The sequence below is a fragment of the Pelomicrobium sp. P1 genome (assembly GCF_052805615.1).
On the sequence record NZ_JBRBEM010000012.1, the window covers coordinates 64,171 to 89,182 of the forward strand.

Annotated in this window: 25 protein-coding genes; 18 read left to right on the top strand and 7 right to left on the bottom strand. The window is 68.5% G+C overall.

Going from position 1 to position 25,012, the window contains the following annotated elements:
• Positions 1-180 precede the first annotated feature (180 nt).
• The 4 genes from ACUVYZ_RS12520 (at position 181) to ACUVYZ_RS12535 (ending at position 7,970) form a co-directional block, all read left to right on the top strand.
• Entirely contained in the window at positions 181-2,883 is a 2,703-nt protein-coding gene (locus ACUVYZ_RS12520) for a PD-(D/E)XK nuclease family protein (RefSeq protein WP_439934779.1), read from the top strand.
• Positions 2,876-6,304, top strand: coding sequence for a UvrD-helicase domain-containing protein (locus tag ACUVYZ_RS12525; RefSeq protein ID WP_439934778.1), 3,429 nt, complete (start codon positions 2,876-2,878; stop codon positions 6,302-6,304). The genes ACUVYZ_RS12520 and ACUVYZ_RS12525 overlap by 8 nt, the downstream gene beginning before the upstream one ends.
• A 35-nt stretch (positions 6,305-6,339) precedes the next feature.
• Positions 6,340-6,753 carry an alternative ribosome rescue aminoacyl-tRNA hydrolase ArfB gene (arfB, locus tag ACUVYZ_RS12530; protein ID WP_446033070.1) on the top strand — a complete coding sequence of 138 codons (414 nt, stop codon included), beginning with the start codon at positions 6,340-6,342 and terminating at the stop codon, positions 6,751-6,753.
• Positions 6,754-6,815: 62 nt separating this feature from the next.
• Positions 6,816-7,970 (top strand): hypothetical protein, encoded by a 1,155-nt coding sequence (locus ACUVYZ_RS12535; RefSeq protein ID WP_439934776.1) that lies wholly within the window; start codon positions 6,816-6,818, stop codon positions 7,968-7,970.
• Between the two features lie 18 nt (positions 7,971-7,988).
• Here ACUVYZ_RS12535 and ACUVYZ_RS12540 read toward each other — a convergent pair whose 3' ends face one another.
• Together ACUVYZ_RS12540 and ACUVYZ_RS12545 are read right to left on the bottom strand one after the other, a co-directional pair.
• Positions 7,989-8,396 (bottom strand): hypothetical protein, encoded by a 408-nt coding sequence (locus ACUVYZ_RS12540; RefSeq protein ID WP_439934775.1) that lies wholly within the window; start codon positions 8,394-8,396, stop codon positions 7,989-7,991.
• A gap of 262 nt (positions 8,397-8,658) precedes the next feature.
• Complete coding sequence (locus ACUVYZ_RS12545; RefSeq protein ID WP_439934774.1) at positions 8,659-9,129, bottom strand: hypothetical protein; 471 nt, start codon at positions 9,127-9,129, stop codon at positions 8,659-8,661.
• Between the two features lie 99 nt (positions 9,130-9,228).
• On the opposite strand from ACUVYZ_RS12545, the gene ACUVYZ_RS12550 reads away from it, so the two are divergent.
• Positions 9,229-9,612, top strand: a complete 384-nt coding sequence (locus ACUVYZ_RS12550) for a hypothetical protein (RefSeq protein WP_439934773.1) — start codon at positions 9,229-9,231, stop codon at positions 9,610-9,612.
• Positions 9,613-9,626: 14 nt separating this feature from the next.
• Here ACUVYZ_RS12550 and ACUVYZ_RS12555 read toward each other — a convergent pair whose 3' ends face one another.
• From ACUVYZ_RS12555 to ACUVYZ_RS12565, 3 genes are all read right to left on the bottom strand, one after another.
• A complete protein-coding gene (locus ACUVYZ_RS12555; RefSeq protein WP_439934772.1) occupies positions 9,627-10,292 on the bottom strand; it encodes a hypothetical protein in 666 nt (221 codons plus the stop codon).
• Positions 10,293-10,348: 56 nt separating this feature from the next.
• Entirely contained in the window at positions 10,349-11,728 is a 1,380-nt protein-coding gene (locus ACUVYZ_RS12560; RefSeq protein ID WP_439934771.1) for an FAD-containing oxidoreductase, read from the bottom strand.
• Positions 11,729-11,869: 141 nt separating this feature from the next.
• Positions 11,870-12,343 (bottom strand): aminoacyl-tRNA deacylase, encoded by a 474-nt coding sequence (locus tag ACUVYZ_RS12565; protein ID WP_439934770.1) that lies wholly within the window; start codon positions 12,341-12,343, stop codon positions 11,870-11,872.
• Between the two features lie 201 nt (positions 12,344-12,544).
• Here ACUVYZ_RS12565 and ACUVYZ_RS12570 point away from each other — a divergent pair, with 201 nt between their 5' ends.
• Both ACUVYZ_RS12570 and ACUVYZ_RS12575 read left to right on the top strand, forming a co-directional pair.
• On the top strand, positions 12,545-13,147 hold the full coding sequence (locus ACUVYZ_RS12570; protein ID WP_439934769.1) for a DJ-1/PfpI family protein: 603 nt from the start codon (positions 12,545-12,547) through the stop codon (positions 13,145-13,147).
• Between the two features lie 224 nt (positions 13,148-13,371).
• On the top strand, positions 13,372-13,965 hold the full coding sequence (locus ACUVYZ_RS12575; protein WP_439934768.1) for an RNA ligase partner protein: 594 nt from the start codon (positions 13,372-13,374) through the stop codon (positions 13,963-13,965).
• On the opposite strand, the gene ACUVYZ_RS12580 is transcribed toward ACUVYZ_RS12575, so the two are convergent.
• Positions 13,939-15,039, bottom strand: coding sequence for an RNA ligase (locus tag ACUVYZ_RS12580; protein WP_439934767.1), 1,101 nt, complete (start codon positions 15,037-15,039; stop codon positions 13,939-13,941). The genes ACUVYZ_RS12575 and ACUVYZ_RS12580 overlap by 27 nt on opposite strands.
• Positions 15,040-15,291: 252 nt before the next feature.
• Here ACUVYZ_RS12580 and ACUVYZ_RS12585 point away from each other — a divergent pair, with 252 nt between their 5' ends.
• From ACUVYZ_RS12585 to ACUVYZ_RS12595, 3 genes are read left to right on the top strand one after another with little or no spacing between them, the layout of a single operon-like run.
• Positions 15,292-15,981 carry a rhomboid family intramembrane serine protease gene (locus ACUVYZ_RS12585; RefSeq protein WP_439934766.1) on the top strand — a complete coding sequence of 230 codons (690 nt, stop codon included), beginning with the start codon at positions 15,292-15,294 and terminating at the stop codon, positions 15,979-15,981.
• Between the two features lie 33 nt (positions 15,982-16,014).
• Positions 16,015-16,422: a DUF4870 family protein gene (locus ACUVYZ_RS12590; RefSeq protein WP_439934765.1), complete on the top strand. Its 408-nt coding sequence runs from the start codon at positions 16,015-16,017 to the stop codon at positions 16,420-16,422.
• A complete protein-coding gene (locus ACUVYZ_RS12595) occupies positions 16,422-16,970 on the top strand; it encodes a putative molybdenum carrier protein (protein WP_439934838.1) in 549 nt (182 codons plus the stop codon). Before ACUVYZ_RS12590 ends, ACUVYZ_RS12595 begins: the two co-directional genes overlap by 1 nt.
• A 12-nt stretch (positions 16,971-16,982) precedes the next feature.
• Here the strand turns inward: ACUVYZ_RS12595 and ACUVYZ_RS12600 are convergent, their stop codons facing one another.
• Entirely contained in the window at positions 16,983-17,936 is a 954-nt protein-coding gene (locus ACUVYZ_RS12600; protein WP_439934764.1) for a hydrogen peroxide-inducible genes activator, read from the bottom strand.
• A gap of 122 nt (positions 17,937-18,058) precedes the next feature.
• On the opposite strand from ACUVYZ_RS12600, the gene ACUVYZ_RS12605 reads away from it, so the two are divergent.
• The 8 genes from ACUVYZ_RS12605 (at position 18,059) to ACUVYZ_RS12640 (ending at position 25,011) form a co-directional block, all read left to right on the top strand.
• Positions 18,059-18,598 (top strand): peroxiredoxin, encoded by a 540-nt coding sequence (locus ACUVYZ_RS12605; RefSeq protein ID WP_439934763.1) that lies wholly within the window; start codon positions 18,059-18,061, stop codon positions 18,596-18,598.
• Between the two features lie 38 nt (positions 18,599-18,636).
• Positions 18,637-19,191 carry a carboxymuconolactone decarboxylase family protein gene (locus tag ACUVYZ_RS12610; protein ID WP_439934762.1) on the top strand — a complete coding sequence of 185 codons (555 nt, stop codon included), beginning with the start codon at positions 18,637-18,639 and terminating at the stop codon, positions 19,189-19,191.
• A gap of 279 nt (positions 19,192-19,470) precedes the next feature.
• A complete protein-coding gene (locus ACUVYZ_RS12615) occupies positions 19,471-19,941 on the top strand; it encodes a hypothetical protein (protein WP_439934761.1) in 471 nt (156 codons plus the stop codon).
• Between the two features lie 27 nt (positions 19,942-19,968).
• On the top strand, positions 19,969-21,204 hold the full coding sequence (locus ACUVYZ_RS12620; protein WP_439934760.1) for an anion transporter: 1,236 nt from the start codon (positions 19,969-19,971) through the stop codon (positions 21,202-21,204).
• A 127-nt stretch (positions 21,205-21,331) separates the two neighbouring features.
• The gene (locus ACUVYZ_RS12625) at positions 21,332-22,312 is read left to right on the top strand and encodes a YncE family protein (RefSeq protein ID WP_439934759.1); all 981 of its coding nucleotides are present in this window, start codon (positions 21,332-21,334) and stop codon (positions 22,310-22,312) included.
• A gap of 6 nt (positions 22,313-22,318) precedes the next feature.
• Positions 22,319-23,047, top strand: coding sequence for a polysaccharide deacetylase family protein (locus tag ACUVYZ_RS12630; RefSeq protein WP_439934758.1), 729 nt, complete (start codon positions 22,319-22,321; stop codon positions 23,045-23,047).
• Between the two features lie 4 nt (positions 23,048-23,051).
• Complete coding sequence (locus ACUVYZ_RS12635; RefSeq protein WP_439934757.1) at positions 23,052-24,005, top strand: sterol desaturase family protein; 954 nt, start codon at positions 23,052-23,054, stop codon at positions 24,003-24,005.
• A 100-nt stretch (positions 24,006-24,105) separates the two neighbouring features.
• Complete coding sequence (locus tag ACUVYZ_RS12640; protein WP_439934756.1) at positions 24,106-25,011, top strand: Rossmann-like and DUF2520 domain-containing protein; 906 nt, start codon at positions 24,106-24,108, stop codon at positions 25,009-25,011.
• The last annotated feature ends 1 nt before the right edge of the window (position 25,012 follow it).

The window sequence follows — 25,012 nt, forward strand, 5'->3', positions numbered from 1 at the left end:
TACGCCTCCGCGTGGGCCAAGGTCAAGGACAAGCGAGACCTGCTCGAGCGCTGAAAAGGTGGCGCGCGGAGAGGCGCAGGTCAAGGATCGGCGCGGCCGTTTCGCCCCCCCGAGTCGTCCTCCCGAGCCCCTCGTGACGTATCTGGGCTAGCCCCCTCCTGACCGGTCTTGGCCTCTTCCATGGGCGGTGCCGCGGATTTCCCTTCCCTTTCCCGGGAGGCGCTATGGGATCGGCTCGAGGCGGGGGGCGTCGGGCTCACCGTCAACCGGCGACTCGCCCGATTTCTCAAGGGCGAGTACGACCGCCGGCAGCGGGCCCGGGGCCTGGCGCTCTGGCCGACGCCCCAGATCCTTCCCCTGTCTGCCTGGCTGGAGCGGACCTATGACGAGGCCTCCCTGGACGCCGCCCTCCTGCCCCTCTCTCCCCTGCAGGAACAAGCCCTGTGGGAGCGGGTGATCGGCGAGTCCGAGGCGGCGAGCCCTTTGCTCGAAGTGGCCTCCACCGCGTCCCTGGCCCGGGAAGCCTGGCAGCTTGCCCATGCCTACCGCCTCTGGGAGTCCTTGCAGCGGCAGCCCCTCAACGAGGACGGCCGCGTCTTCCTGGGCTGGGCCAGCCGCTACCGGGAGCTGACTGAGGCGCTCACCGCCCTGGACGCCGCCCGGCTGCTGGACATGCTGGCGGCATGGATACGTGAAGGGCGCGCCACGGTGCCGCGGCAGGCGGTGTTGTGCGGCTTCGAAGAGGTGACGCCCCAGGAGCGGGAGCTGTTCGCGGCCCTCGCGGCGGCGGGGTGCACCCTGGCCGCGCTCTCCTCCCCCGCCCGGGCCGCCCGGGCGGTGCGCGTGGCTTTTCCCGGCACCGGGGAGGAGATCGAGGCGGCGGCCCGTTGGGCCCGGGCCCGGCTCAGCGCTAACCCGCAAGCGCGCATCGGGGTGGTGGTGCCCGATCTCGCGAGGCAGCGCCGGCGGCTGGAGCGGGTATTTGTCCAGGTGATGCGGCCGGCTTCCGGTTTGCCAGGGATTCCCGCTGGAGCGCTGCCGTTCAACGTTTCCCTGGGGGAGCCTCTTTCGGCCTATCCCCTGGTGGACACCGCGCTCGCCGTGCTGGAGCTTCTGGAGGGCGAAGCGGACCTGGAGCGGCTGGGCAGCCTGTTGCGCTCGCCCTTCATCGCCGGGGCAGAAGACGAGCAAGGGCCCCGGGCGGCGCTGGATGCTGCTTTAAGAAGCCGGGGGGAGCTGCGTGTGGATCTGCACAGGCTCCGCCGCCTCACTGGCGGGACGGACTCCCGGGGCGGACCGGCGCCCCATGCGCCGGTCCTCGCCCAGGGGATCGAGGCCCTTCGGGTCATGGCCGGGGAGAATGCGGGAGTCACCCGGACGCCCTCCCGGTGGGCGGAGGTTTTCTTCGCCGCCCTCGCCGCCCTGGGTTTTCCCGGCAGCCGCCCCCTTACCAGCGAGGAATACCAGACCCACGCAAAGTGGCGCGAACTGCTCGCCGCCCTTGCCGCCTTGGATGAGGTCACGCCGCACCTCTCCCTGGCGGCCGCCCTAGCCCGGGTCAAGGGCATGGCGGCCGGCACCCTGTTCCAGCCCGAGTCCCCCGAGGCGCCGGTGCAGATCCTGGGGGTGTTGGAAGCGGCGCCCCTGGCTTTCGACCACCTGTGGGTGACGGGGTTGACCGACGAGAGCTGGCCCCCTTCCCCCCGCCCCAACCCGTTCCTGCCGTTTTCCCTCCAGGCGCGGATGGGGCTGCCCCACGGCTGCGCCGAGCGGGAGCTCACCTTCGCCCAGGGGTTGACGGAGGGTTGGTTTCGCGGGGCAAAGGAGCTCGTGCTTTCCCATCCCCAGCGGGAAGGGGACCGGGACCTGGCCCCGAGTTCCCTGATCGCCGGTGTTCCTGCTATCGATCCTGGTAGTCTGGGACTGACCCGCATCCCCCTTTACGCCGAGGTGATCCACGCCTCGGGACGCTTAGAGCGCTTCGAGGACCTGACCGGGCCGCCCCACCCGCCGGAGCTGCCGGTGCGGGGCGGCACCCGGGTGTTTCGGGATCAGGCCTCCTGTCCTTTCCGCGCCTTCGCCGTCCACCGGCTGGGTTCCCGGGCCCTGGACGCGCCTCAGGCGGGCTTGAGCCCGGCCGAACGGGGCCGCCTCCTCCACGGGGTGTTAGCCCAGGTGTGGCGCACGCTGGGCTCCCGCCGGGGGCTGGAGGCAACGAGCCCGGAGGCCCTTTCCGACCTCCTTCGCGCGGCGGCGGACCAGGCGGTGGAGGCGGCCGCCCGGGAGCGGCTCCAGGCCCTCGGCGGTCGTTATGCAACCCTGGAGAGGGAGCGTCTCGCCCGCTTGGCGGGGGAGTGGCTGGAGATGGAGCGGGGGCGAGGGGACTTCGAGGTGGAGGCGGTCGAGGCCTCGCAAGAGCTCGCCGTCGGCGGGCTCTCCCTCCGGGTCACCCTGGACCGGGTAGACCGGCTGCCGGACGGCCGGCGGGTCATCCTCGACTACAAGACCGGCGAGACTCGTCCCGGCCAATGGGAAGGCGAGCGCCCCGAGGAACCCCAGCTCCCCCTCTATGCCTTAGGCATGAAAGAGCCGGTGGCGGCCGTGGCTTTCGCCCGAGTTCGTCCCGGGGATATGGGCTTTCGGGGCGTGGCGGAGGGGGAGGTGGGTATTCCGGGGGTCGTGGCCCATCCGGACTGGGAAGCCCTCCTGGACGGCTGGCGGCGCACCCTGGAAGCCCTCGCGCAGGCCTTCGCCGCCGGCTTCGCCCGGGTCGATCCCAAGCGCTATCCGGCCACCTGCCGGCATTGCGATCAGGGTCCGTTATGCCGCATCCACGAGCGGGTGGGTCTTGGGCCCACGGAGCCGGAGGAGGGGGATGACTGAGGCGCGACCCATCCCCGACCTCCCCCAGCGCACCGAGGCCCTGGACCCTCAGCGCTCCTTCATCGTCCAGGCCCCCGCCGGATCGGGCAAGACCGAGCTCCTGATCCAGCGCTACCTGGGGCTGCTTGCCGGGGTGGAGGCGCCGGAAGAGATTGTCGCCATCACCTTCACCCGCAAGGCCGCCGGCGAGATGCGCAGCCGGATCCTGAGAGCCCTGAGCGCCGCGCGAGGCCCCCAGCCGGACCCGCCCCACGAAGCCCTCACTTGGCGGCTCGCCCGGGAGGCCATGGCCCGGGACGCCCGGCTCGGCTGGCGGATCGAGGACCACCCCGCGCGGCTTCGCATCCAGACTATCGACGCTTTGTGCGCGTCGCTCACGCGCCAGATGCCCGTATTGTCCCGCTTCGGCGCGCCGCCCGCCATCGTGGAAGAGGCGAGCCACCTCTACCGGGAGGCAGCCCGGGCGACCCTCGCCCTGCTGGAAGAGGACGCTGAGGGCGCGCCCCTGGTGGCGCGGCTTCTCGTGCGCCTGGACAACGACGCCGCCCAGGCGGAAAAGCTCATCGCCTCCATGCTGGCCCGGCGCGATCAGTGGCTGCGCCATGTGGCCTCTGGCGCCCTGGACCGGGCCGGGCTGGAGGCGGCCCTGGCCCGGGCCCGGCTGGAGGGTTTGCGCCGGGTACGGGCCCTGGCCCCGGCGGCCTGGGAGGCGGCCCTTGCCGCCCTGGCCCGGGAAGCGGCGGCGAGTCTGGCGCAAGGGGGCGCCGCTTCCCCCCTCCTCGCCTGCGAAGGGTTGAGCGCCTACCCCCCCGCCGACGAGGTGGGGCTTCCCGCCTGGCTGGGCCTCGCCGAGCTCCTCCTCACCCAGCGGGGCGAATGGCGGCGAAAGGTGACGGAGACGAACGGCTTTCCCCCGCCCGGCAAGGGGAAGAACGCGGACGAGAAGGCGCGGCTGAAGGCGGCCAAGTCCCGCATGGAGGAGGCCCTCGCCGCCTTGGTCCCTTTCGAGGCGTTTCGCCTCGCCCTGGCCGATCTGCGGGCGCTGCCCCCGCCCCGCTACACCGATGCCCAGTGGGAGGCCCTGGAGGCTATCGCCCGGCTGCTGCCCTTGGCGGCGGGAGCCCTCAAGCTGGTCTTCCAGTCCCGGGGGGAGGTGGACTTCACCGAGGTGGCCCAGGCGGCCTTGCGGGCCCTAGGGGACGAGGAGACGCCCACCGACCTGGCCCTGGCTCTGGACTACCGGGTCCGACACCTGCTGGTGGACGAGTTCCAGGACACCTCCCTCGCTCAGTTCGAGCTCCTGCGCAAGCTCACCGCCGGGTGGGAACCCGGCGACGGGCGCACCCTGTTCGCCGTAGGGGATCCCATGCAGTCCATCTACCGTTTCCGGGAAGCGGAGGTGGGTCTCTTCCTTCGCGCCCGCCGGGAGGGGATCGGGTCCCTCATCCTCACGCCCGTCACCCTGTGCACCAATTTCCGAGCGAGCCCGGGTCTCGTGGAGTGGGTCAACCGGGCCTTCGCCCAGGTGCTGCCGGACGCGGAGGATCCGGCGACCGGGGCGGTGCCCTTGGTCCCTTCCGTCCCTCGCCCCGACTGGATCGCCGGCGCGGGCGGAAATGAAAACCGGGAGCCTGCGGTCACCGTGCACCCCTCCTTCAGCCCGGATCGAACCGAAGAAGCGGCCAAGGTGGTGGCACTGGTGCGCTCGGCCCGGACGGAGGATCCCGCCCAGACGGTGGCCATCCTGGTGCGCAGCCGGGGCCACCTGAACCGCATTGTGCCAGCCCTGCGGGAAGCGGGGCTGCGCTTTCGCGCCATCGAGATCGAGCCGCTGGGGGACCGGCCGGTGGTGCAGGATCTCTTCGCCCTGACCCGCGCCCTGGTCCATCCCGCCGACCGGGTGGCGTGGCTGGCGGTGCTGCGAGCCCCCTGGTGCGGCATGACTCTCTCGGATCTCCACGCCCTCGTTGGTGACGCTCCCGAAGCGGACGTGTGGTCCCTCCTCCAGGACCCGGCACGTCGAGAGAGGCTCTCCCCGGACGGCCGCCGGCGGCTGGAGCGGGTGCTCCCGCCTCTCGCCCACGCCAGGGCGAACGCCCGTCGGGGCAGGTTGCGGGACCGGGTGGAAGCGGCCTGGCTCGCCCTGGGCGGGCCGGCGTGTCTGGAAGCGCCGGCCGACCTGGAGGATGCCCAGGCCTACCTGGACTGCCTGGAGGGGCTGGAGCAGGGAGGTGATCTCCCGGACCTCTCCTCCTTGGCCGAGGCCTTGGACCGGCTCTTCGCCGCCCCTGACGTGGCGGCCGACGAACGGCTCCAGGTGATGACCATCCATAAGGCCAAGGGGCTCGAGTTCGACACGGTGATCGTGCCCGGATTGGGAGATCCTCCCCGGCAGGAGGAACGGCGGCTCATGCGGTGGATCGTGCGGCCCCAGCCCGCGGGCGGGGCGGATCTGCTCCTCGCCCCCATCCGGGAGGCGGGGGCCGAGCAGGACCCGATCTATGCCTACATCGCCCGGCTCGACCGGGAGCGAGAGCTGTTCGAGGCGGGCCGGCTCCTGTACGTGGCGGCGACCCGGGCGAAGCGCCGGCTCCATCTCCTGGGCCGGGCGCCGCTCAAGGGCCGGGAAGGGGTCTGGGAAGTGGGGGAGCCGGCCCAGGGGAGCCTCCTCGCCCGTCTCTGGCCGGCGGTGGCCCAGGAATACCGGCGTGCCGCGAGCCTCCTCCCGCCCCCGGCGCCGGGAGAGGACCGGACCCGAGAGGCAGGGGCTTCCGTGCCCATCGATCCCCTGTCTCGGCGGCTTAAGGCGGAGTATGTCCTGCCGCCGCCACCCCCCGCCGTGGCTTGGGAGCGGCGGCCGGCCGCCCATGCCGTGGTGGAACCGGTGGAATTTTCCTGGGCGGGGGAAAGCGCCCGCCACGTGGGCACGGTGGTGCACCGCTGGCTCCAGCGCATGGGAGAGGAGGCCCTGCAAGGCTGGAGCGAGGAACGGGTGCAAGGGCTCCTCCCCGCCTACCGGGCTGAGCTCGCGCGGCTCGGGGTGCCGCGGGAGGATCTGGATCGGGCCGCCCAGCGGGTGGCCGCCGCGCTCACGCAAACCCTCGCCGACCCGCGGGGCCGCTGGCTCCTGGGCCCCCACCGGGAGGCCCGCTGCGAATACCGGCTGACGGGTCTGCTGGACGGGGAGCTGGTGGACATCGCCATCGACCGCACCTTTGTGGACGAGGAGGGGGTGCGCTGGATCGTGGATTACAAGATCGGGGTGCACTTGGGCGGAGACGTGGAAGCGTTCCTGGACCGGGAGCGGGAGCGCTACCGGCCCCAGTTGGAGCGCTACACACGGCTTCTGGCGGCGGCAGGCCTCGCGCCCATCAGGCGGGGCCTGTACTTCCCCCTGCTCAAGGGATGGCGGGAGTGGTGAGCGGTCCGGAAAAAAGCCCCCTTCGCCCCCGGGGCATGCTCCGGATTTCCCGCGAGCTCGCCGTTCCTGAGCAGGAGATCGAGTGGAAGGCGGTACGTGCCCAGGGAGCGGGCGGGCAGAACGTGAACAAAGTGGCCTCCGCCGTGCATCTGCGCTTCGACATTCGCGCCTCTTCCCTTCCCGAGCCTTGCAAGGCGCGGCTGTTCCAGCTCGATGACAAGCGCATCACAAAGGAGGGGGTGATCGTGATCAAGGCCCAGCGGCACCGAAGCCGGGAAAAGAATCTGGAGGAGGCCCTGGACCGGCTCAAGGCCCTGATCCGCGGCGCGGCGGTCCCGCGCCGCCCCCGCATCCCCACGCGGCCTCCCTTGAGCGCCGAAGCGCGGCGCCTCGAAGCCAAGAAGAAGCGCTCCCTCGCCAAGGCGCTGCGGAAAAGAGTGACGGAGTGACTTTAGGCTTGGGCTCCAGCGCCGGCGCACCCATATAACCAAGTGGAAAGGAGCCAATTGCCATGAGAACCCATCTTTCCTTTCATCGCATCGGGGAGCCGAGCCGCCCCCGGTTGCAGCAGATGTTCGGCGAGCGGGCGGCGGAACTCGAGGGCCGCCTCAAGGATTTTCCTCCCGATCTGGTCCATCTCGAGGGGCGGGTCGAAAAGAACCCCAATCACCAGCTATACCGGGCGAGTTTGCGGCTCAAGCTGCCTTCCACGGTACTGGCCGTCGCGGAAGAGGGGCACGATCTTGCGGCCGTGATGGCCGAGGCGTTCGAAGAGCTTTTCCGTCGCACCGACAAGCACCTGGCCCGACTGCGACGGGAGCCCTTGTGGAAGCGTCCAGAGCGGCGCGAACGGCTGCGCTTGCTGGTCAAGAGCCCTCTGGAAGCCGAGGAGCAGGAGCGGCGACGACTATATTTTGACCTGATCCGATCCCACCTGGACGCCCTTTACGGCTTTGTCCAGCGGGAACTGCTCTACCTTGAGAGCACGGGGGCACTGGGGCCGGGAGAGCTGAGCGTGGAGGACCTGGTGGACGCGGTGGTCCTGCGGGGGCTGGAGGTGTTCGAGCAGCGGCCCCACCGCCTGACGGTTTCCCAGTGGCTCATTTCCCTCGCCGTGCAGGTCGTCGCCGAGGAGGTGGAGCGGTTGCGCCGGGAGCGGGCGGTGGAAACCTTGTCCCTGGAGGGGCCACCGCCCCAGCCGGCGGAAGAGCCGACCCGCCGGGACGAGGAGCGCTTCGATTACTGGGAGCCGGAAGAGCGGCTGCGGCTGGAGGACCTGGTGCTCCTCGAGGACGCGCCTACCCCTGAGCAGGCCCAGGTGCGCCGGGAAATGCAGCTTGCGCTGCAGCGGGCCATCGCCGCCCTGCCCCGGGCGTGGCGGCAAGCGGTGGTGCTCACCACGCTAGAAAGCTTGACCCCGGGGCTGGCCGCCGAGGTCCTGGGAATAAATGAACTCGCCCTCCAAGAGGGCCTCGCCCACGCTTACGCGTTTCTGCGGGAGAAGCTCAAAGACGCGGGTTTTTCTGCGGAGGACGCCGGTCCGACCCTGGAGGAGATGATCGCCCCTACCGCGCCGCTGCCCATGCCAGCGTCCCAGCGGGAAGCCATCGCCGAAGCCTTGACGGAGGAGGCGACCGGAGCCCCCGGGGCGGGTGAAGCCGGGTAGGACAGGCCGCTTCTCGAATCAGGGAAGCTGGATTTTCCCGCCACCAGGAAGACCTCCTGGGAAGCCGCCGGGACCAAGGCCGCCGCTTCCCAGCCCCCCGCCGCCGAGCCCGCCTGCTCCGCCCCGAGGAATGACCAGGGAAGAAGCGGCCTGGCGGCGCAGCTCTTCCAGCTCCCGCATGGCCTGCTCCAGGGCCTTCTTGGCCGCGGGTCCGTAGTGCTGGACGGCCTCGGCCAGGGTGGCCGCCTCGATCTCGAAGCTCAAGGGAAGGGCGCCCACCGAGGTGAGAAGCTGGGCTTCTCCCACGTAAGCCACTTTGCGTGCGAGATCCGTCGAACCGTCGCTCTTGATGGGGGTCAGCACTCGGATCGTTCCAACCTTGCGGTCGGTGACAATCTCTTCCCGGTAGAGGTTGGCCCCGTCCATTTTCGCTTCCGGGAGCCTGTCGTCGTGTCTATCAGCCATGGTAGTCAGATAAGATGTTGATCCAAGATGAAAGGTTAACAGAGAAAGCCTTCCGCTTGCGAGCTTGCATGCTGGCGCTTTTTGGCGACAAGGAGACTTCATGTGTCGTTGTTCGGCGACGGTTTGCGGGCGGCAGCGCTTCACCGAGTCGGGGAGACCTGGAAGTAACGATGTGTTCCAATAGAGAATTGTTTTCATCGGCACAAACATTGCATTCTTTCTTTCAAGCCGGCCCGTTACGCCCCACTTTTGGCGAGCGGAATCCGAGCGAGGAGCTTTGCCCAAGCGTAATTGTTAGCTGACCATCGGAGGAGTTGCCATGAGCAAGTCCCTGCAGCACAGACTCCTGCTTGCCACGTCCGCGAGCGCCCTTGCCTTGACCCTGAGCCTGGCGCCGCTTTCCTTCAACCTCTCGACCCTGTCCCTGGATCACGCCCTGGCCATCGCTGATGGTGGCGGAGGCGGTGGCGGTGGCGGCGGTGGCGGAGGCGGTGGCGGTGGCGGCGGTGGTGGAGGCGGTGGCGGCGGTGGAGGAGGCGGTGGCGGCGGTGGAGGAGGCGGTGGCGGCGGTGGCGGCGGTAGTGGAGCCGGCACCGGTGCCGGAAGCGGCTCCGCCGACGGAACCGCTGCCGGGGGTGGAGGTGGCGGCAGCGGGGGCGGTGCCGGCGGCGACGGCGCCACGTCTTAAGCCCATTTCCCGTCCCTCACCGATACGCTTGAAATCCCCAGAGTTCCGGGCGGGAAAGAGCCCCGTCCGGAGCGCTTTTCCTTCTTCGCCGAGGAGGCGTTTCGCATGGCGTTGCGCTCGGCAGTTTTCCTCTCGATCGTCCTGGCCGCAGCCGTCCCCCCCGGATTGGCGGCCGAGTTCCTGCTGCAAGTCACGGGCGGCGAGTCCACGAGTTTCAGCGGCGCCTACGAGCTGGTGGAGGCGGACGGGAGCGTCGCCTCCGTGCGGATCGAAGGGACGGTGCCCGCCCATTACCGTTTCAACGGGCGCGCCGTCTCCCTGCGCCTGAACGCGGCGGGCGGTTCGTTGACCGCCCACCTCTACCAGGATGGCCGCCTGGTGGGACAGGGCATGGCGAGCGGCGACCGGGGACACGTGGCCCTCTCCGCCGGGGCGGCCCCCGGAGGCAAGGGCCGGGGCTACGGCTACGGCGGAGCGCCCGGGCGCTGAGCGCGGCCGTCTTTTCAGCCCGCCGCCCGCCGGTAGGACACCAGCTCCTTGCGCCCCGGATCCTTGCCCGTGGTGATGCGCAACACGTACAGGTCGATGCTGGGGGCGTAGAAGTAGGTGCGCAACTGCCCCGCGCGGTAGCACATTACCCGGTAGGTATCGAACGTGCCCGCCGCCACGGTGATGCGCTCTTCGGAAGGCACGGTGCAGGTCCAGTGCACGGTCCAGCCCCCGGACTCCCGGGAGCTTTCCCCCCTGGCCGTGTAGCGCACCACGTTGCCCACCCGCAAAGGGAAGAGGCTTCCGTAGTTCCCCGTGAAGGCCTGACGGCCCGAGCCGTAAGCGGCGGTGTCGCTCCACTCCGCGGTGTTGAACATGGTCCCGCTCACCGTGGTCCAGGTGGCGCCGGTGGGCAGGCGCCAGGTCACCTGATCGCCCCGCACCTCCGTGACGGTCTCGCTCTGCTGGACGCCGGTCCCGAAGCGGAAGAGGTAGACGTCCCCCGGACGCAGCGACGGCGGCCCCGCCGCCGGCAGACGCTCCGTCAGGGGCGCCGCGTTGAGCTCGGGATTTCCTCCCAGGCCGAGATCGGTGCGCAGGGTTTGTACGGTGGCGCACCCGGCCAGGATGACCGCTAGCCCGTACGCGGGAACGAACATCAGGCGTTTCTTCGGTTTCACTGAGCCTTCCTTGCGTCGTAACCCGGTTTCCTGTCGTTCAGATTCCGGCTTTCGAGTCATGCATCAAGCGGGGAGAGCCGCTCCAGCAGGGTGGGTAGCAGTTCCGCCACCGTCGGATGGATGCCCATTGCCCGCTGAAGCGTCGTGTAGGGGATGCCTACGTTCATCGCCTGGATGAATACGTGGATGACCTCGTCGCCCTCGATGCCGAAGATGGCGGCGCCCAGGATCCGCTTCGACTCCGCGTCCACCAGCACCTTCATGAATCCGTCGGTCTCGCTCCGTTCCCGGGCCCGGGCGACCCGCTTCATGGGCATGGTGGCCATGAGCGCCCGGCGTTTCGAGGCGCGTACCTCCGCCTCGGTGGCGCCCACGCGCCCGAGGGGCGGGTCCACGAACAAGGCGTAGGCCGGCACTCGGTCGCTCACCCGGCGCCGCCCGCCGTCGAGTACGTTGGCGGCCACGATCTCGTAATCGTTGTAGGCGGTGTGGGTGAAGGCGCCCCGGCGGTTCACGTCGCCCAGGGCCCAGACGCCCGGGGCGGAGGTTTGCAGGCAGTCGTCCACCTCGATGTAGCCCTGGGCGTCGGTGCGAACGCCGGCCCGCTCCAGCCCGAGATCGTCCGTGTTAGGACGCCGCCCGGCGGCCACCAACAGGTGGGAACCCGTGATCCGGGGGCCCTCCCCTTCGCAGCGCACGCCGAGCTGGACGGCGGCCCCGCGCTTCTCGACCGCGACGCATTCCGCCCCGGTGTGGATCGTGACACCCTCCCGCTCCAGCACGGCGCGGATCGCGTCCGAGACATCGGGATCTTCCCGCGGCACGATCCGCGGCGCCATCTCGATCACCGTCACTTCGGCGCCGAAGCGCCGGTGCACTTGGGCGAACTCCAGGCCGATGTAGCTTCCGCCCACGATTACCAGGTGCTCGGGCAGGAAGTCCACGTCCATCATCGACGAGCTGGTGAGATAGGGGACCTGGTCGAGACCTTCGATCGGCGGCGCGGCGGGGCGGCCTCCCACGTCGAGGAAGACGCGCTCCGAGGCCAGGCACTCGCCGTTCACTTCGAGGGTGCGCTCGGCGACGAATCGCGCGTGACCCCGGATCACGGTGAGCCCTTTCGTTTCCCCCAGCCACCCGGCGAGCCCCTGGCGCGACTGCCCCACGACCGCGTCCTTGCGCGCTTTTACCGCCTTCATGTCCACGCCGATGGGGCCGGCCTGTACCCCGAAATCGGCGGCCCGCCGGGCGAGGTAGGCGACCCGGGCGCTCGCCACCAGCGTCTTGGTGGGCGTGCAGCCCGTATTGACGCAGGTACCGCCCAGGTGGCCCCGTTCGATGATGGCGGTTTTGTATCCCGCCTGGGCGAGGCGCACGGCGAGGGACGGGCCCGCCTGGCCGGCCCCGACCACGATGGCGTCGAAATGGGTGGACATGGTCTTTCCTCCCTGTGGGACCGAGGCGTTTCCTTGGACAAAACCCGGGCAAAAAAGGGCGCGCGCCGGGCTCATCCGGGCGGAAGCGCCCGGGCGTCATAGGCGGCCCGTGTAAGCGGAGGGCCGCGACCTCCGCCTCGTCTAGAAGGCCGCCGTGGAGAAACGGGCGTAGCGGGCGTGGGGCAGGAGCCGCATGAAGTCCTCCCGCCGCACGTGGATCAGCTCCTCGTGGTCGCCCGCTTCGAAATAGATGTCCGATTCGCCCATCAGCTCGTCATCCACCACCACGGTGAGGCCGTAGGCTTCGCCCAGGGGCGGGATGGCGCCCACGTCGCAATCGCGGAACAGGTTCGCGATCTCCTGCTCCGTGGCGAGCCCGAGCCGGCGGCCCAGCTCCCGCCGCAGAGTTCCCAGGTGCACGTGCCGGTCGGCGGGCAGCACCGCCATCACGTAGCCTTGCTCGTCCTCCAGCAGGACCGCCTTGGCGACCCGGTGGGGGGATACGTGGGCGGCGGTGGCGGAGCGGATGCTGGACCCGGTCCGCATGTGAGGCAGCACGTCGTAGGGAACATGCTGCTCTTTCAAGTACTTCTCTACGGTCGTGGCGATAGCCATGGGGGGTCCTCCTCTCGGGACTCGGATGCTCTCAATATAGCCCGGCCGGCGGGCCTTGGCAGGGTCCCGGGCTTAAACTAGGGCCCCCGCCGGGGTTCTCATTGGGATTAGAATTGGGAAAATCGCCACTGCAGGTTCTTTCCCCCGGCCCGTTTTGGGCCCTTTGTCCGTTCACCGAGACCGACTGGAAAGGAGGCTCCCATGGCAGGAAAAAAGATCCTCATGATCGTGGGCGACTTCAGCGAGGATTACGAGGTGATGGTGCCGTTCCAGGCCCTCAAGATGGTGGGCCATGAGGTCCACGCGGCCTGCCCCAACAAGAAGTCCGGAGAGACCATCGTCACCGCGATCCACGACTTCGAAGGCCAGCAGACCTACAGCGAGAAGCGGGGCCACAATTTCGCGCTGAACGCCACTTGGAGCGAAGTGAAGCCGGAAAGCTACGAGGCCCTGCTGCTCGCGGGGGGACGGGCGCCGGAGTACCTGCGGCTGGACCCGAGCGTGATCAAGGCAGTGCAGCATTTCGCCCAGGCGGGCAAGCCCATCGCTGCCATCTGCCACGGCATCCAAATCCTGACCGCCGCCGACGTGGTGAAGGGTAGAAAGCTCACCGCCTACCCGGCGGTGAAGCCGGAGGTGGTGAGCGCCGGCGGCACTTGGGTCGATACCAGGATCGACGGCGCCTGCGTGGACGGGACCCTGGTAACCGCGCCGGCATGGCCAGCTCATCCGGCCTGGCTCGCCGAGTTCTTGAAAGTACTAGGTACCCGCATCGAGCACGGCGAGCTGAAAGCGGCGGCGTAGCCCTTGCGCGGTTTTTCCTCCTCGAGGCGCTCTCCTGGATTGCGCCGCGGAAGGAGAGCACCGACCGGGAGCCGCTTCTAGGATGGAAGACTGCGCTACGCACGTCGCGGGTAAACCTATGGCCGTGAGGGCGCGCTCTTGTCCGGTATGGCGAGGGCGCGGGACAGTTGGCCGCGCGAGACGTATCCTGCCCGAGGCTGAAGGATGCCAGGCTTGCCTCCGCTATGGAACGCTTTGTCCTTGACACCAGCGTTTTTACCAACCCGGAAAGCTACGCCCAGTTCTCGCCGGAACCGGGGGAGGCGCTCCGGTTGTTCCTGGCCCTCGCGCGCCGGACTGGCGCCGAGTTCTACATGCCGGTGTCGGTGTACGAAGAGTTGCGTCACCTGCGCGCCGTCGACGCGATCGCGCCCCAGTTCGAACTGGCGGTGCGCATCCGTAGTCCGCGCAAGCACGAGCTGCAGATTCCGGCCAACGTGCTCTACGAGTTCATCGACGAGGTGCGGCACCGCATCGACCGGGGTCTGCGCATCGCCGAGGAGTACACGCGGCGCGGTCGCGAGGCGCTGACCGCCGAGGACGCGGGTCTCATGATCGCGCGGCTGCGGGAGCGTTACCGGGAGGCGCTGCGCCGGGGGATCATCGACAGCCGGGAGGACGCGGACTGCCTGCTTCTTGCCTACGAGCTGGATGCCAGGCTGGTCTCGGCGGACGAGGGCCTGAGGACCTGGGCCGACAAGGTGGGTGTCAAGTTGGTGCTGCCCCAAAACCTGCGGGGCATTCTGGACGCCTTAATCGAAGGCGAGTCTCCCGCCTAGCAGGTTGTTGAGCGTGCCGCTAGTGATCGGGTAGATCCGGTCGAACTCCAACACCCAGTAGACTCCTTCCCGGCGCAGTTCCCGCGCGAGCACCTGGACCTGGCGGCCCGACTCGCGAGCCAGGTGTTCGATCAGCCGTTCGGCGACGTCGGGGCTGCGCAGGCGGCAGCGGTAGCGGCGCAGCACCTTCTGCTCGCTCCGCTGCAGGCGGATGGCTTCTTGAAGCCCGTCGAGCAGCGACGCGCCGACGGCTTCGCCCAGGCGCTTCGCCTGCTCGAGCCCGTGTTCTTCAACGAATACGGCGAGTTGCAACAGGCGGTTCACGAAATACTCAGGCGGCAGATCGAGCAGCACCCGGGCGCCAAGGCGCAGGTCCTGGATACAGGCGGCGGCGGTGGTGTACTTGGCCCGGTGATCTCGGGGGGAATCCTCCTTGAACACCACGCCTTCGCGCCCTTCCTCGCTCAGGCGCACCAGGATCGCGCCGATTGCCTCCAGGTCGCCAGCGGTGTAGCGCCCGAAGCGTTCTACCGCCGGTAGCCCATAGTGCTCGATAAGGGTCTGCTTTTCCCCGTAGGGGACGAAACCGGGCGAGCCGACCCGCATCAGGTCGAACACGAACAGGCGCACGTCCTCGCCGACGAACGGCGGGCTCGCTTCGTTATATGGGTTTTCCGGGCCGGCCACTTCGGCGCACACCACCAGCTCGGGGTGATCCTCGAACACGGCGAGGCTCATGAGGTCCGGCAGGCGATCGGTGGTGAACGGGCACACGAAGCCACCTCGGGTCAGGGCGACGACGCGATCCCGCACGCGCACGATCCGCACGTTGTAGCCGTCGATTTTTTCCTCGATCCAGAAGGGCGCCTGGAACTGCTGTCCCAAACCGGGGCCCAGGGCCACGACCCGGCCGATATGGGGATAGCCATACACCACGATGTTCCCGTCGAACATCACGGTCCCGCGCGGTATCCCTTTCAGGTCGTCGTAGACCCGAAGGTAGCTGAGTTCTCCGGTGCTCACCTCGACGGCTTTGCCTTCATCGAGGGCTCTTTGGATCTCGGGATTGGACATGACGCGACCGATACGGGCTTCAATGGGATTTTAGGGCAGGGCTCGGTCCCCGCGCTGTCCCTCGCTTGCCGGACTACCAGTCGCTGCGTCGGTTCAGCGCCCGGAGCCAGGGGGCGAAGGCGGCGCTCCAGGGATTTGGGTTAGACTTCTAAGCTTGCGCAGCCCCCGGGGCTTCCCTGGGTTTAAGAGAACGGTCTTATTGCCGTGTTCATTCCCGTCGGCGATTATCCCAATCCTCGCGGCTTGCCGGTGATGACGATCCTGCTCATCGCCGCCAACGTGGCTGTGTTCGTCCTGATCTCCCTGCCCCTCTCTGTCTCGCCGGTCTCCCTCCACGATCCGCGCCTGCCCGAGTATCTCGACCTGGTGGCGAGGGCCATGCCAGGCGGGGTCTCCCTGGAGGCCTTCGCGCGCCGGATCACCGCCTACGATCTCCTGGTGTTCGAGTACGGTTTCCGCCCGGATCGCCCCAGCCTGCTCACCCTATTCACCTCCATGTTTCTCCACGGCGGATTCTTCCACCTGGCGGGCAACATGCTGTTCCTGTGGATCTACGGCGACAACGTGGAGCATCGCCTGGGGACGGTTCCGTTCCTGTTCTGGTACCTGGTCACAGGGGTCGCCGCGACCCTCACCCATGCTCTCATCGCCCCCGGTCCCCCGCTGCCCCTGGTGGGGGCCTCGGGCGCCATCTCGGGGGTGCTGGGCTTCTATTTCCTCCTGTTCCCGGGCCATTTCGTGCGGGTGTTGCTGCTGCTCTTTCCCTTTTACGTGGGAACGGTCATGATCCCGGCCCGCATCGTGCTCGGGCTCTACCTGGTGGTGGACAACCTGCTGCCCCTGATCCTTACGCCCGCCGGGCCGGTGGCCCACGGCGCCCACATCGGGGGTTTCGTCGCCGGGTTGGCGGTGGCGGCCTGGTTGCGCTTCGGGAGAAAGTAAAATGGCGCCGCGGCTATCCAAAGGGGAAAGACCATGACCGAGATCGACGCCCGCACGGGCACCCTGGCGCCCAGCGACAGCCTGGTGCGCCTGACCCACGTGATCTACGCCCTGCACGCCTTCAGCGCCGTGACCGGGCTCGTGGGCGCCGCCTTCGTCGTCACCGCATTTCTCACCGGCTGGCCCTCCATCATCGCGGTGATCATCAATTACGTGAAGCGGCCCGACGTGCGGGGGTCCTACCTGGAATCCCACTTCCGCTGGCAGATTCGCACCTTTTGGTTTGCCCTGCTCTGGGTGCTGGTGGCGCTGTTGCTCTGGGCGACCCTGCTGGGCATCCCCCTGGCCCTGGCCATCCTGCTGATCACGGGGCTGTGGGTGCTCTACCGCATCATCCGCGGCTGGCTGCGGCTCGTGGACCGCAAGCCCATGCCTTTGTGATGGGGGAAACGGGCACCGTCCCCCGGGTGGAAAAAATCGTCTCCGGGGGGCAGACGGGCGCGGACCGGGCGGCCCTGGATTGGGCCCTGGCCCGCGGGGTGCCCTGCGGCGGCTGGTGCCCGAAGGGACGGCGGGCGGAGGATGGCGTGATCGACGCCCGCTATCCCCTCACCGAGACCCCTTCGGCCGACTATGCCCAGCGCACCGAGTGGAACGTGCGCGACGCCGACGCCACGGTGATCTTTTCCCTCGCCCCGGTTCTTTCCGGCGGATCCAGGCTTACCCAGGAGCTGGCCGAACGGCTGGGAAAACCTTGCCTGCACCTGCACCCCGGCCTGGGCGCGCCGGCGCTCCTCGCCGATTTTCTGCGCCGGCACCGGGTGAGGGTGCTCAACGTAGCGGGCCCTCGCGCGTCCAACGAGCCGGGGGTGTACCGCTACGTGCAACAGGTCCTCGATGCCAGCGGCATCGCAGGCGGGAACGCGGCGCCGGCCCCGGGCGGCGAAGGAACGACCAGGAGAAAAACCACCACGAGAGCGCGGCGATGATCGACCCCCGCTTCAGCTTGGCTTCGCCTGCCTGCGCCGGTGGGCGGGAATGCCAGCGCGGGCGCTCGCGCGCGCCTGCGCGGCGATGAAGTCGGCCAGCAGCTCGAAGTCCCGGCGCCGCGGGGTGGTGCGGCGGGCCGCCAGCGCCACCGTGCGGGAGGGCACTTGGGCGGCGAAGGGCCGGGCGGTAAGCCGCGTGCCCTTGAGCAGGCCCGCCTTGAGGGTCATCTCGGGAAGCAGGGTGACGCCGAGCCCGCCTTCCACCATCTGGATGAGGGTATGCAGGCTGGTGGCCTCCACCCGGGAGCCCGAGCGGGCGCCGCGGGCGCCGCAGGCTTCGATGGCGTGGTTCCGCAGGCAGTGGCCTTCCTCCAGCAGCAGCACGGCATCGGGATCGATGTTTTTCACCGCCACTGCCTCCGCCCGGACGAGGGGATCGTCCTCCCGGGCGACGAACCAGAACTCGTCCACGAAGAGTTCCCGCACCAGCATGTCCCCGGTGTCGTAGGGCAGGGCGATCAGGGCGAAATCCAGCCTTCCCGCCTGCACCTGCTCCAGCAGCCGCTCGGTGAGGTCCTCCCGCAGGTAAAGCTTGAGGGACGGGTAGGCCTTGCGCAGGGGCGGCAGCAGCCTGGGCAGGAGAAACGGGGCGATGGTGGGGATGGCCCCGAGCCGCAGGGGACCGCCCAAGGGCTCCCCCGCCCGGCGGGCGATGTCCGCCAGGTCCTGGGCGGCGGCGAGCAGCGCCCGGGCCCGGGCCACCACCTCCTCGCCCACGGCAGTGAGCCGCACGTGGCGCTTGTCCCGCTCCACCAATTGCACCCCCAGGACGTTCTCCAGTTCCTTAAGGCCGGCGGACAGGGTGGACTGGGTGACGTGCTGGGCCTCCGCCGCTTCGCGGAAATTGAGCCGGTCGGCGAGCTCCACCAGGTAGCCCAACTGGCGCAGGGTGGGGAGGGCAGGCATGGAGGCACCTTTAGATCGATTTACACGATCAGTGTAAACGAATTTTATCATTGGATCGATCATAAAGGATGGGGCACACTGGGCGCCGTGTTCAACCGACAACCGCTCAAGGAGGTCATGACATGCTGACGATTGGCGACCGCATTCCCCCGTTCGACGTTCAGGCCGTCGTGTCCATCGAGGATGACAAGGCCTTCGCCCGCGTGACCGACCAGTCGGACGAGGGCAAGTGGAAAGTTATCTTCTTCTGGCCCAAGGACTTCACCTTCGTATGTCCCACCGAGATCGCCGCCTTCGGCAAGCTCGCGGGCGAATTCGCGGATCGGGACGCGGTGATCTACGGCGTATCCATCGACAGCGAATACGTGCATCTCGCGTGGCGCAAGTCCCACCCGGATCTCAAGGACCTGCCGTTCCCCATGCTGGCGGACGTGAAGCGGGAGCTGTCCCAGGCGTTCGGCGTTCTGGACAAGCGGGAAGGCGTGGCGCTGCGGGCCACCTTCATCGTCGACCCGCAAGGCGTGATCCGCTTCGCTTCGGCCCACGACCTGAACGTGGGCCGTAACGTGGACGAAGTGCTGCGCACCCTGGATGCCCTCCAGACCGACGAGTTGTGCCCGTGCAACTGGAAGAAGGGCGACCCGGTGCTCAAGGCCGCATGAAGTGCGTCGGGACCTTCGATCGAAGAAAGGAGTCTTCCATGACGATTCAGACCCTGAAAGACCGGCTGCCGGATTACGCCAAGGACCTGAAGCTGAACCTGGGCACGCTGGCCGCCGAGACGGCGCTCACCGAGGCCCAGAAGGCCGGCGCCTTCATCGCCACCGCCCTCGCCTCACGGGAGCCTCAGGTGATCGAGGCCGTGGCCGCCGAGTTCGCCCCGAGGCTCACCGCTCGGGAGCTCGCCGCGGCCAAGGCCGCCGCTGCCCTCATGGGCATGAACAACGTGTATTACCGGTTCCTGCACCTGGTGGAAAACCCGGAATACGGGAGCCTCCCGGCGAAGCTGCGCATGAACGCCATCGCCACCCACGGGATCGCCCGGGAAACCTTCGAGCTTTGGTGCCTGGCGGTCTCCGCAGTGAACGGCTGCGGCGCCTGCCTCGCCGCCCACGAAAAGGTGGTGCGGGAGGCGGGGCTCACGCCCGAGCAGGTGCAGGCCGCGGTGCGCATCGGCGCCGTGGTGCACGCCGTGGCGGTGGTGTTGGAGGGAGAGGCGGCCCTGTCCAAGAGGGCGTTGGCCCAGGCCGCTTGAAGGTGCACGAAAGACTCCCCGGGGCGGCCGCAGCGGTACGGCGCTCCGGTTTTTTTTCTGGGCAATGGGCCGGCGCCGCGGCGGGGCGAGGGTGAAACCCTGGGCCCGAAGCGCAACGGGACCGCCGTCCGTGCTGTCTAATTTGATGTGAAGAAAAAGGTATTGGATGAACGGGAGGGGAAAAGCCGGATGGCGTGTCCGGCCCGACGGTGACGGCCCGCGAGCCCGGGCTTTCGCTTCTCTCAGCCGAGCCCTATGCAAATCCATGACATCCCTTTGATGGTCCTTTCCGAACGCCAGGAGAATCGTGTCGGCGGCCCGGAAGCGCCCGACGCACCGCCACCGGGGGCGCCCGGCGACCGGGGGAGCGGCAAGTGGCCCGCCGATCCGATCCTGGGGGAGGCCATGGCGCGGATCCGGGGCCTGGCGGAAGACGAGCTTGCTCGGGGCGGGGAGCCCAAGGCGGCGACGTATTACGACGTGCTGGCCACGCGGCTCGAGAACGAGGTGGCCCGGGTGATGCTGCACAGCCGCCTGGCGCCGGGGGCGGACGCCGCCTGGAAGGCGGTGCTAGCGGAGCTCATCCAGGGCATCGATGCGCTGGCGGGCAAGGGGCCGCCCGCCGAACGGCAGGCGGGCCTCCGGCACGTGCTGCGCGGGGTGGAGGTATACGAAGCCCGTTTCGAGCACCCCGCCTGGCGCTCCGACGACCCTGAAGGCCCTCGCCAACCGGAGCGGGATCGAGTATAAATCGCGGCTCCGTCCCGCGGAGCGCGCGTGACCGCCGCCATCCTCGCCGTCTTCGTCTTTGTGTACCTGGGCATGATCCTGGGCGGGCTGCCCTTCTTGCAGCTCGATCGCACCGGGATCGCCCTGCTCGGGGCGATCGCCCTGATGGCCCTGGAGGCGGTGAGCCTCGAGGAGGCGTGGGCGGCGGTGCACGTGCCTACCCTGATCCTGCTCTTCGCCTTCATGGTCATTTCCGCCCAGCTCCGGCTCGGCGGCTTCTACACCTTCGTCACCCGGCGCTTGACCGCGCTGCCCCTTTCGCCGCCGGCGCTGCTTGCCCTGCTGATCGTGACGGTGGCGGTGCTTTCTGCCGTGTTCAGCAACGACATTGTCTGCCTGGCGGTGGCGCCGGTGCTGATCGATGCCTGCCGCGAGCGGCGCCTGGATTCCGTCCCTTACCTGCTGGCGCTGGCCTGCAGCGCCAACATCGGCTCGGCCGCCACCCTGATCGGCAATCCCCAGAACATGTTGATCGGCGAGCGGCTGGAGCTGTCCTTCGCCGGCTACCTGCGGGATGCGGCCCTGCCGGTCGGCGCGGGGCTCGCCATCACCTGGGCCGTCATCGCCCTCGCCACCCGGGGGCGGTGGGGGCAGGCGGCGCCCCCGGCGCGCTCCGGCGAGCGGCGGGAAGAGGGGCACCCGACCTTCAACCCCTGGCAGGCGATCAAGGGGCTCTCGGTGGCGGCCTTCCTGTTCGCCGCGTTTCTCCTCACCCCGTGGCCGCGGGAGCTACTCGCCCTGGGCGGCGCAGGGCTGCTCCTCATGAGCCGCAGGCTCCACTCTCGCCACATGCTGGGGCTGGTGGATTGGCAATTGCTGGTGCTGTTCATCGGCCTCTTCGTGGTGAACCACGCCCTGGAAAAGACCGGCCTGCCGGCCGAGCTGGTGGCGGAGCTGGCCCGGGAGGGAATCGACCTGCGATCCCCCATGCCCCTTTTCTTCACCACCTTCGTGCTCAGCAATCTCGTTTCCAACGTGCCCGCGGTGATGCTGCTGCTGCCGCTAGCCTCCCATCCCATGGCCGGGACGCTCCTGGCCCTGGCCAGCACCCTGGCGGGCAACCTGCTGATCGTGGGCAGCATCGCCAACATCATCGTGGTGGAGGCCGCCGCCCGCCACGGCATCGTGATCGACTGGCGGCGCCACGCGAAGGTGGGGGTGCCCGTGACCCTGCTTTCCCTGGTCTGCGCGGGCGCCACCCTGGCGTGGTGGGGCGGGGGATAGGCCCTGGGGGCCTCCAGGCTGCCGGCACGGGCCGTTTTCCGGGTGTTCCAGGTCAACGGCTAGCCGGGGCCGGGCGTTAAAAATCACTTAAAAAAGTCCATCAGACAAATCCGCTGGAGGGGCTCACATGAAGACGGTTGTTAAGCGCAGCCTCGGGGCAGCGCTTGCCGGGCTGGGAATCGTGGGGATGTGGGGGAATGGCGTGTCTTTCGCCGATACGGCCGTGGTGCTCAATTCCCGGGACGGCACTGTGAGCCTGGTCGACATGGGCGCGCTGAAGGAATCTACCCGTCTGTACGTGGGCAAGGAACCTCACCACCTGATCCGGGCGCTGGCGGGGCCCGACATCCTGATCGCCAACGCGGCCGGCAACGACCTGGTGCTGCTGGACGCCCGGCGCCGGGAGATCCGCGCCCGCATCCCTGGGGTGAGTGATCCCTACCACCTGGCCTATAGCCCCGATCAACGCTGGTTGGTGATCAACTCCCTGCGCCTTGACCAGGTGGATCTGTACGAGGCATCTACCCTTAAGCTGGTCAAGCGCCTGGCCCTGGGCAAGATGCCGAGCCACCTGGCCTATACTCGGGATTCGTCCCTGGTGTTCGTCACGCTCCAGGGCGAGAACCGGCTCGCCGCCATCGATCTCGTTACCCAGACGGTCAAATGGAAACATCCGGTGGGGGAAGCGCCCGCCGGGGTATGGATGACGCCGGACGAGCGCTACCTACTGGTGGGCATGACCGGCGCGGACTATCTGGAGGTGATCGACTGGCGCAAACCCGCCACGGTGGCGCGCATCCCGACCGGGAAAGGGGCGCATAACTTTCTGGCGCTTCCCGGAGGAAAAAGGGTGCTTGTCTCCAACCGCATCTCCAATACCGTGTCGGTTGTAGACGTGGATCGGCTCGCCGTGGTGGAGCAGATTCCCGTCCCCGGGGGCCCGGACTGCATGGAGCTCACCCGGGACGGAAAGCAGTTGTGGGTTACCTCCCGCTGGGCAGCCAGGGTGTCGGTGATCGACATGGAAACCCGCAACCTCATCAAGCAGATCCCCGTGGGCCGTTCGCCCCACGGCATCTTGCTCGCTTACGCTGCTTCCAGCGAGTAGCCGCGGGTGAGGGTGAAGGTGCGGCTTTTGCTGTGCGTCCTGGGCCTCGCCTTGGCGGGCGCGGTGGAGGCCCGGTGCGTAAAGCCCCTCTATCTCACCTTTGACACCGGCAATATGCGCCACGCGGAGCTGATCGCTCAAACCCTTGACAAGCACGGCGTGCGCGTCACCTTCTTCCTGGCCAACGAAAAGACGTTTCGCGGCGATTACGCGCTGGATCCTTCCTGGGCGGACTACTGGCGGGCCCGGGAGGCCGAGGGCCATGCCTTTGGCAGCCATACCTGGCGCCACTGGTATTTCCGCCGGGACGTGGGCGAAGGGCAAGTCGCTTACGTAAGCGGAGACGGAGCGCATAAGGAAGCCCTCGACAGGGAGGGAGTGTGCAGGGAGATTTCCCGGGTGGACCAGGTCTTCAGGGCCATGACGGGCCGGGGGCTCGATCCCTTGTGGCGGGCGCCGGGGGGGCGCACCACTCCCAGGACGTTGGAATATGCGAAAGCCTGTGGTTTCCGGCACGTGGGCTGGAGTCCAGCGGGCTTCCTGGGGGACGAACTGCCTTCCGACCGCTATTCCAATCAGGCGTTGCTCGACAAGGCTCTCGCCGGGGTGCGGGCGGGCGATGTCCTCATGATGCACCTCGGCATATGGTCCCGACGCGAGCCCTTCGCCCCCATGCTCGATCCCCTGCTGGCAGGGTTGAAAGCGCGCGGGTTCTGCTTCGAGACGCTGGATTAGCCCCATGGAAGCGCTGCTCTCCGATCTCCAAGGCTTCCTTTTCCAGCAGTGGGTGCTGCCGCTGCTTTACGCCTCGGGTCTCGCCGAGTACGCAGAGAGCGCTTTCGACGCGCTGGAGAGTGTGCTCCTTGGCGCAGCCCAGGTCCTGGTTGCCTTCGCCCTGTTCGCTCCGCTGGAGCGGTGGCGGCCGGTGGAGCGGTGGACGGACCGGCGGGAAGCTCGGGTGGACGTGACCTACACCCTGCTCCAGCGGCTCGGGCTAGTGCCCCTGTTCCTGTTTCTGGTGCTGACGCCTTTATTTCAGGCATTGGAAGCGTGGCTGCGGCTACGGGGATTCACGCCCCTGGAACTGGAAGCCCTGATCCCACCTCTCGCGGCCCATCCGTTCCTGGACTTCTTCGTCTATCTCCTGGTCCTGGACTTCGCCGATTACTGGATGCACCGGCTGCAACATCGAGTAGGGGCTTGGTGGGCGCTGCACGCCCTGCACCACAGCCAGCGGCAGATGACCTTCTGGACCGACGACCGTAACCACCTACTGGACGACGCGCTGCGCTACAGCGGTTTCACCGCGGTGGCCCTCGCCGTCGGTGTGCCGCCCGACGCCTTCCCCTGGCTCCTGGTCGTCATCGCCCTGGTGCAGAGCCTGTCCCACGCCAACGTGCGACTTTCCTTCGGTCCGATCGGCGACCGGCTCCTGGTAAGCCCGCGCTACCACCGTATCCACCACGCCATAGGCCTTGGCCACGAAGGTCCCGCCCGCGGCTGCAATTTCGCTGCCCTGTTCCCGGTGTGGGATCTGCTCTTCGGTACGGCTTGCTTCGCGCCGGTCTACCCCGCCACCGGGGTGAGGGACCAGCTTGTGGGGCGGGATTACGGACACGGGTTCTGGCACCAGCAGTGGCTGGGACTCAAGCGCCTCGGCCGGGCGCTGCGGCCGCTTCGCCCGGGAAACTGAAGCGAGAAGGCGCCGGGACGATCGGCGCCCCGGTTCAGCTCAGGTATCATATCGTTTTGCGCGCTCTCGCTTCCTGCAGCGGTGATCGCGCCGACCCGGCATGAGAACCCTCAACATCATCGGTTGCGGCAAAGTGGGCCGGACCCTAGCCCGGTTGTGGAGCGAAGCCCACATCTTTCGCGTGCAAGAGGTGGCGAACCGCACCGAGGAGAGCGCCGAGGGGGCGGTCAACTTCATCGGCGCGGGGCGGGCCGCGGCTTCGGTGGAAACCATGAGCCCCGCCGATCTGTGGCTGGTGGCCACCACCGACGGCGCCATCGTGCCGGCCTGCCGCCGGCTCGCCCAGGCCAGGAAGCTCCGGCCCGGGGACATCGTGTTCCACCCCAGCGGATCGCTGCCCTCATCCGAGTGCGCGTTCCTGCGGGAGCAGGGCGCGGCGGTAGCGAGCGTCCATCCGGTCAAGACCGTGCCCGATCCAAAGGCGGCGGTGGCCACCTTTGCCGGCACCTATTGCGCCATGGAGGGGGACGCGGCGGCCCTTTCGGTGCTGCGCCCGGCCTTCGAAGCGATCGGCGGGCGGGTGTTCCACGTGGAGACGACCTACAAGGTCATCTATCACGCGGCGAGCGTGTTCGCTTGCAACTATCTCACCGCGCTGATGGAGGTGGCCCTCTCCTGCTACGAGAAAGCGGGCCTGCCCCGGGAGCAGGCCCTCAAGGTGGCCGAGCCCCTTACCCGGGAGACGGTGGAAAACCTCTTCCGGCTGGGGCCGGTGGAGGCCTTGACCGGACCCGTCGCCCGGGGCGACGTTGCCACCGTGGAACGGCAGTTGCAGGCGCTTGCCTCCTGGAGAGGGGAGATGGCCGAGCTATACCGCCGCCTGGGCGCCGTGGCCGTCACCCTGGCGGAGCGCAAGGGCGTGGCGGGGCCTGCGGCCCTGGCCCGGCTGCGGGAGGTGCTGGACACCCCCTGCGGCAACGGATCCGCCGGTATGGAAAGGAAATGAG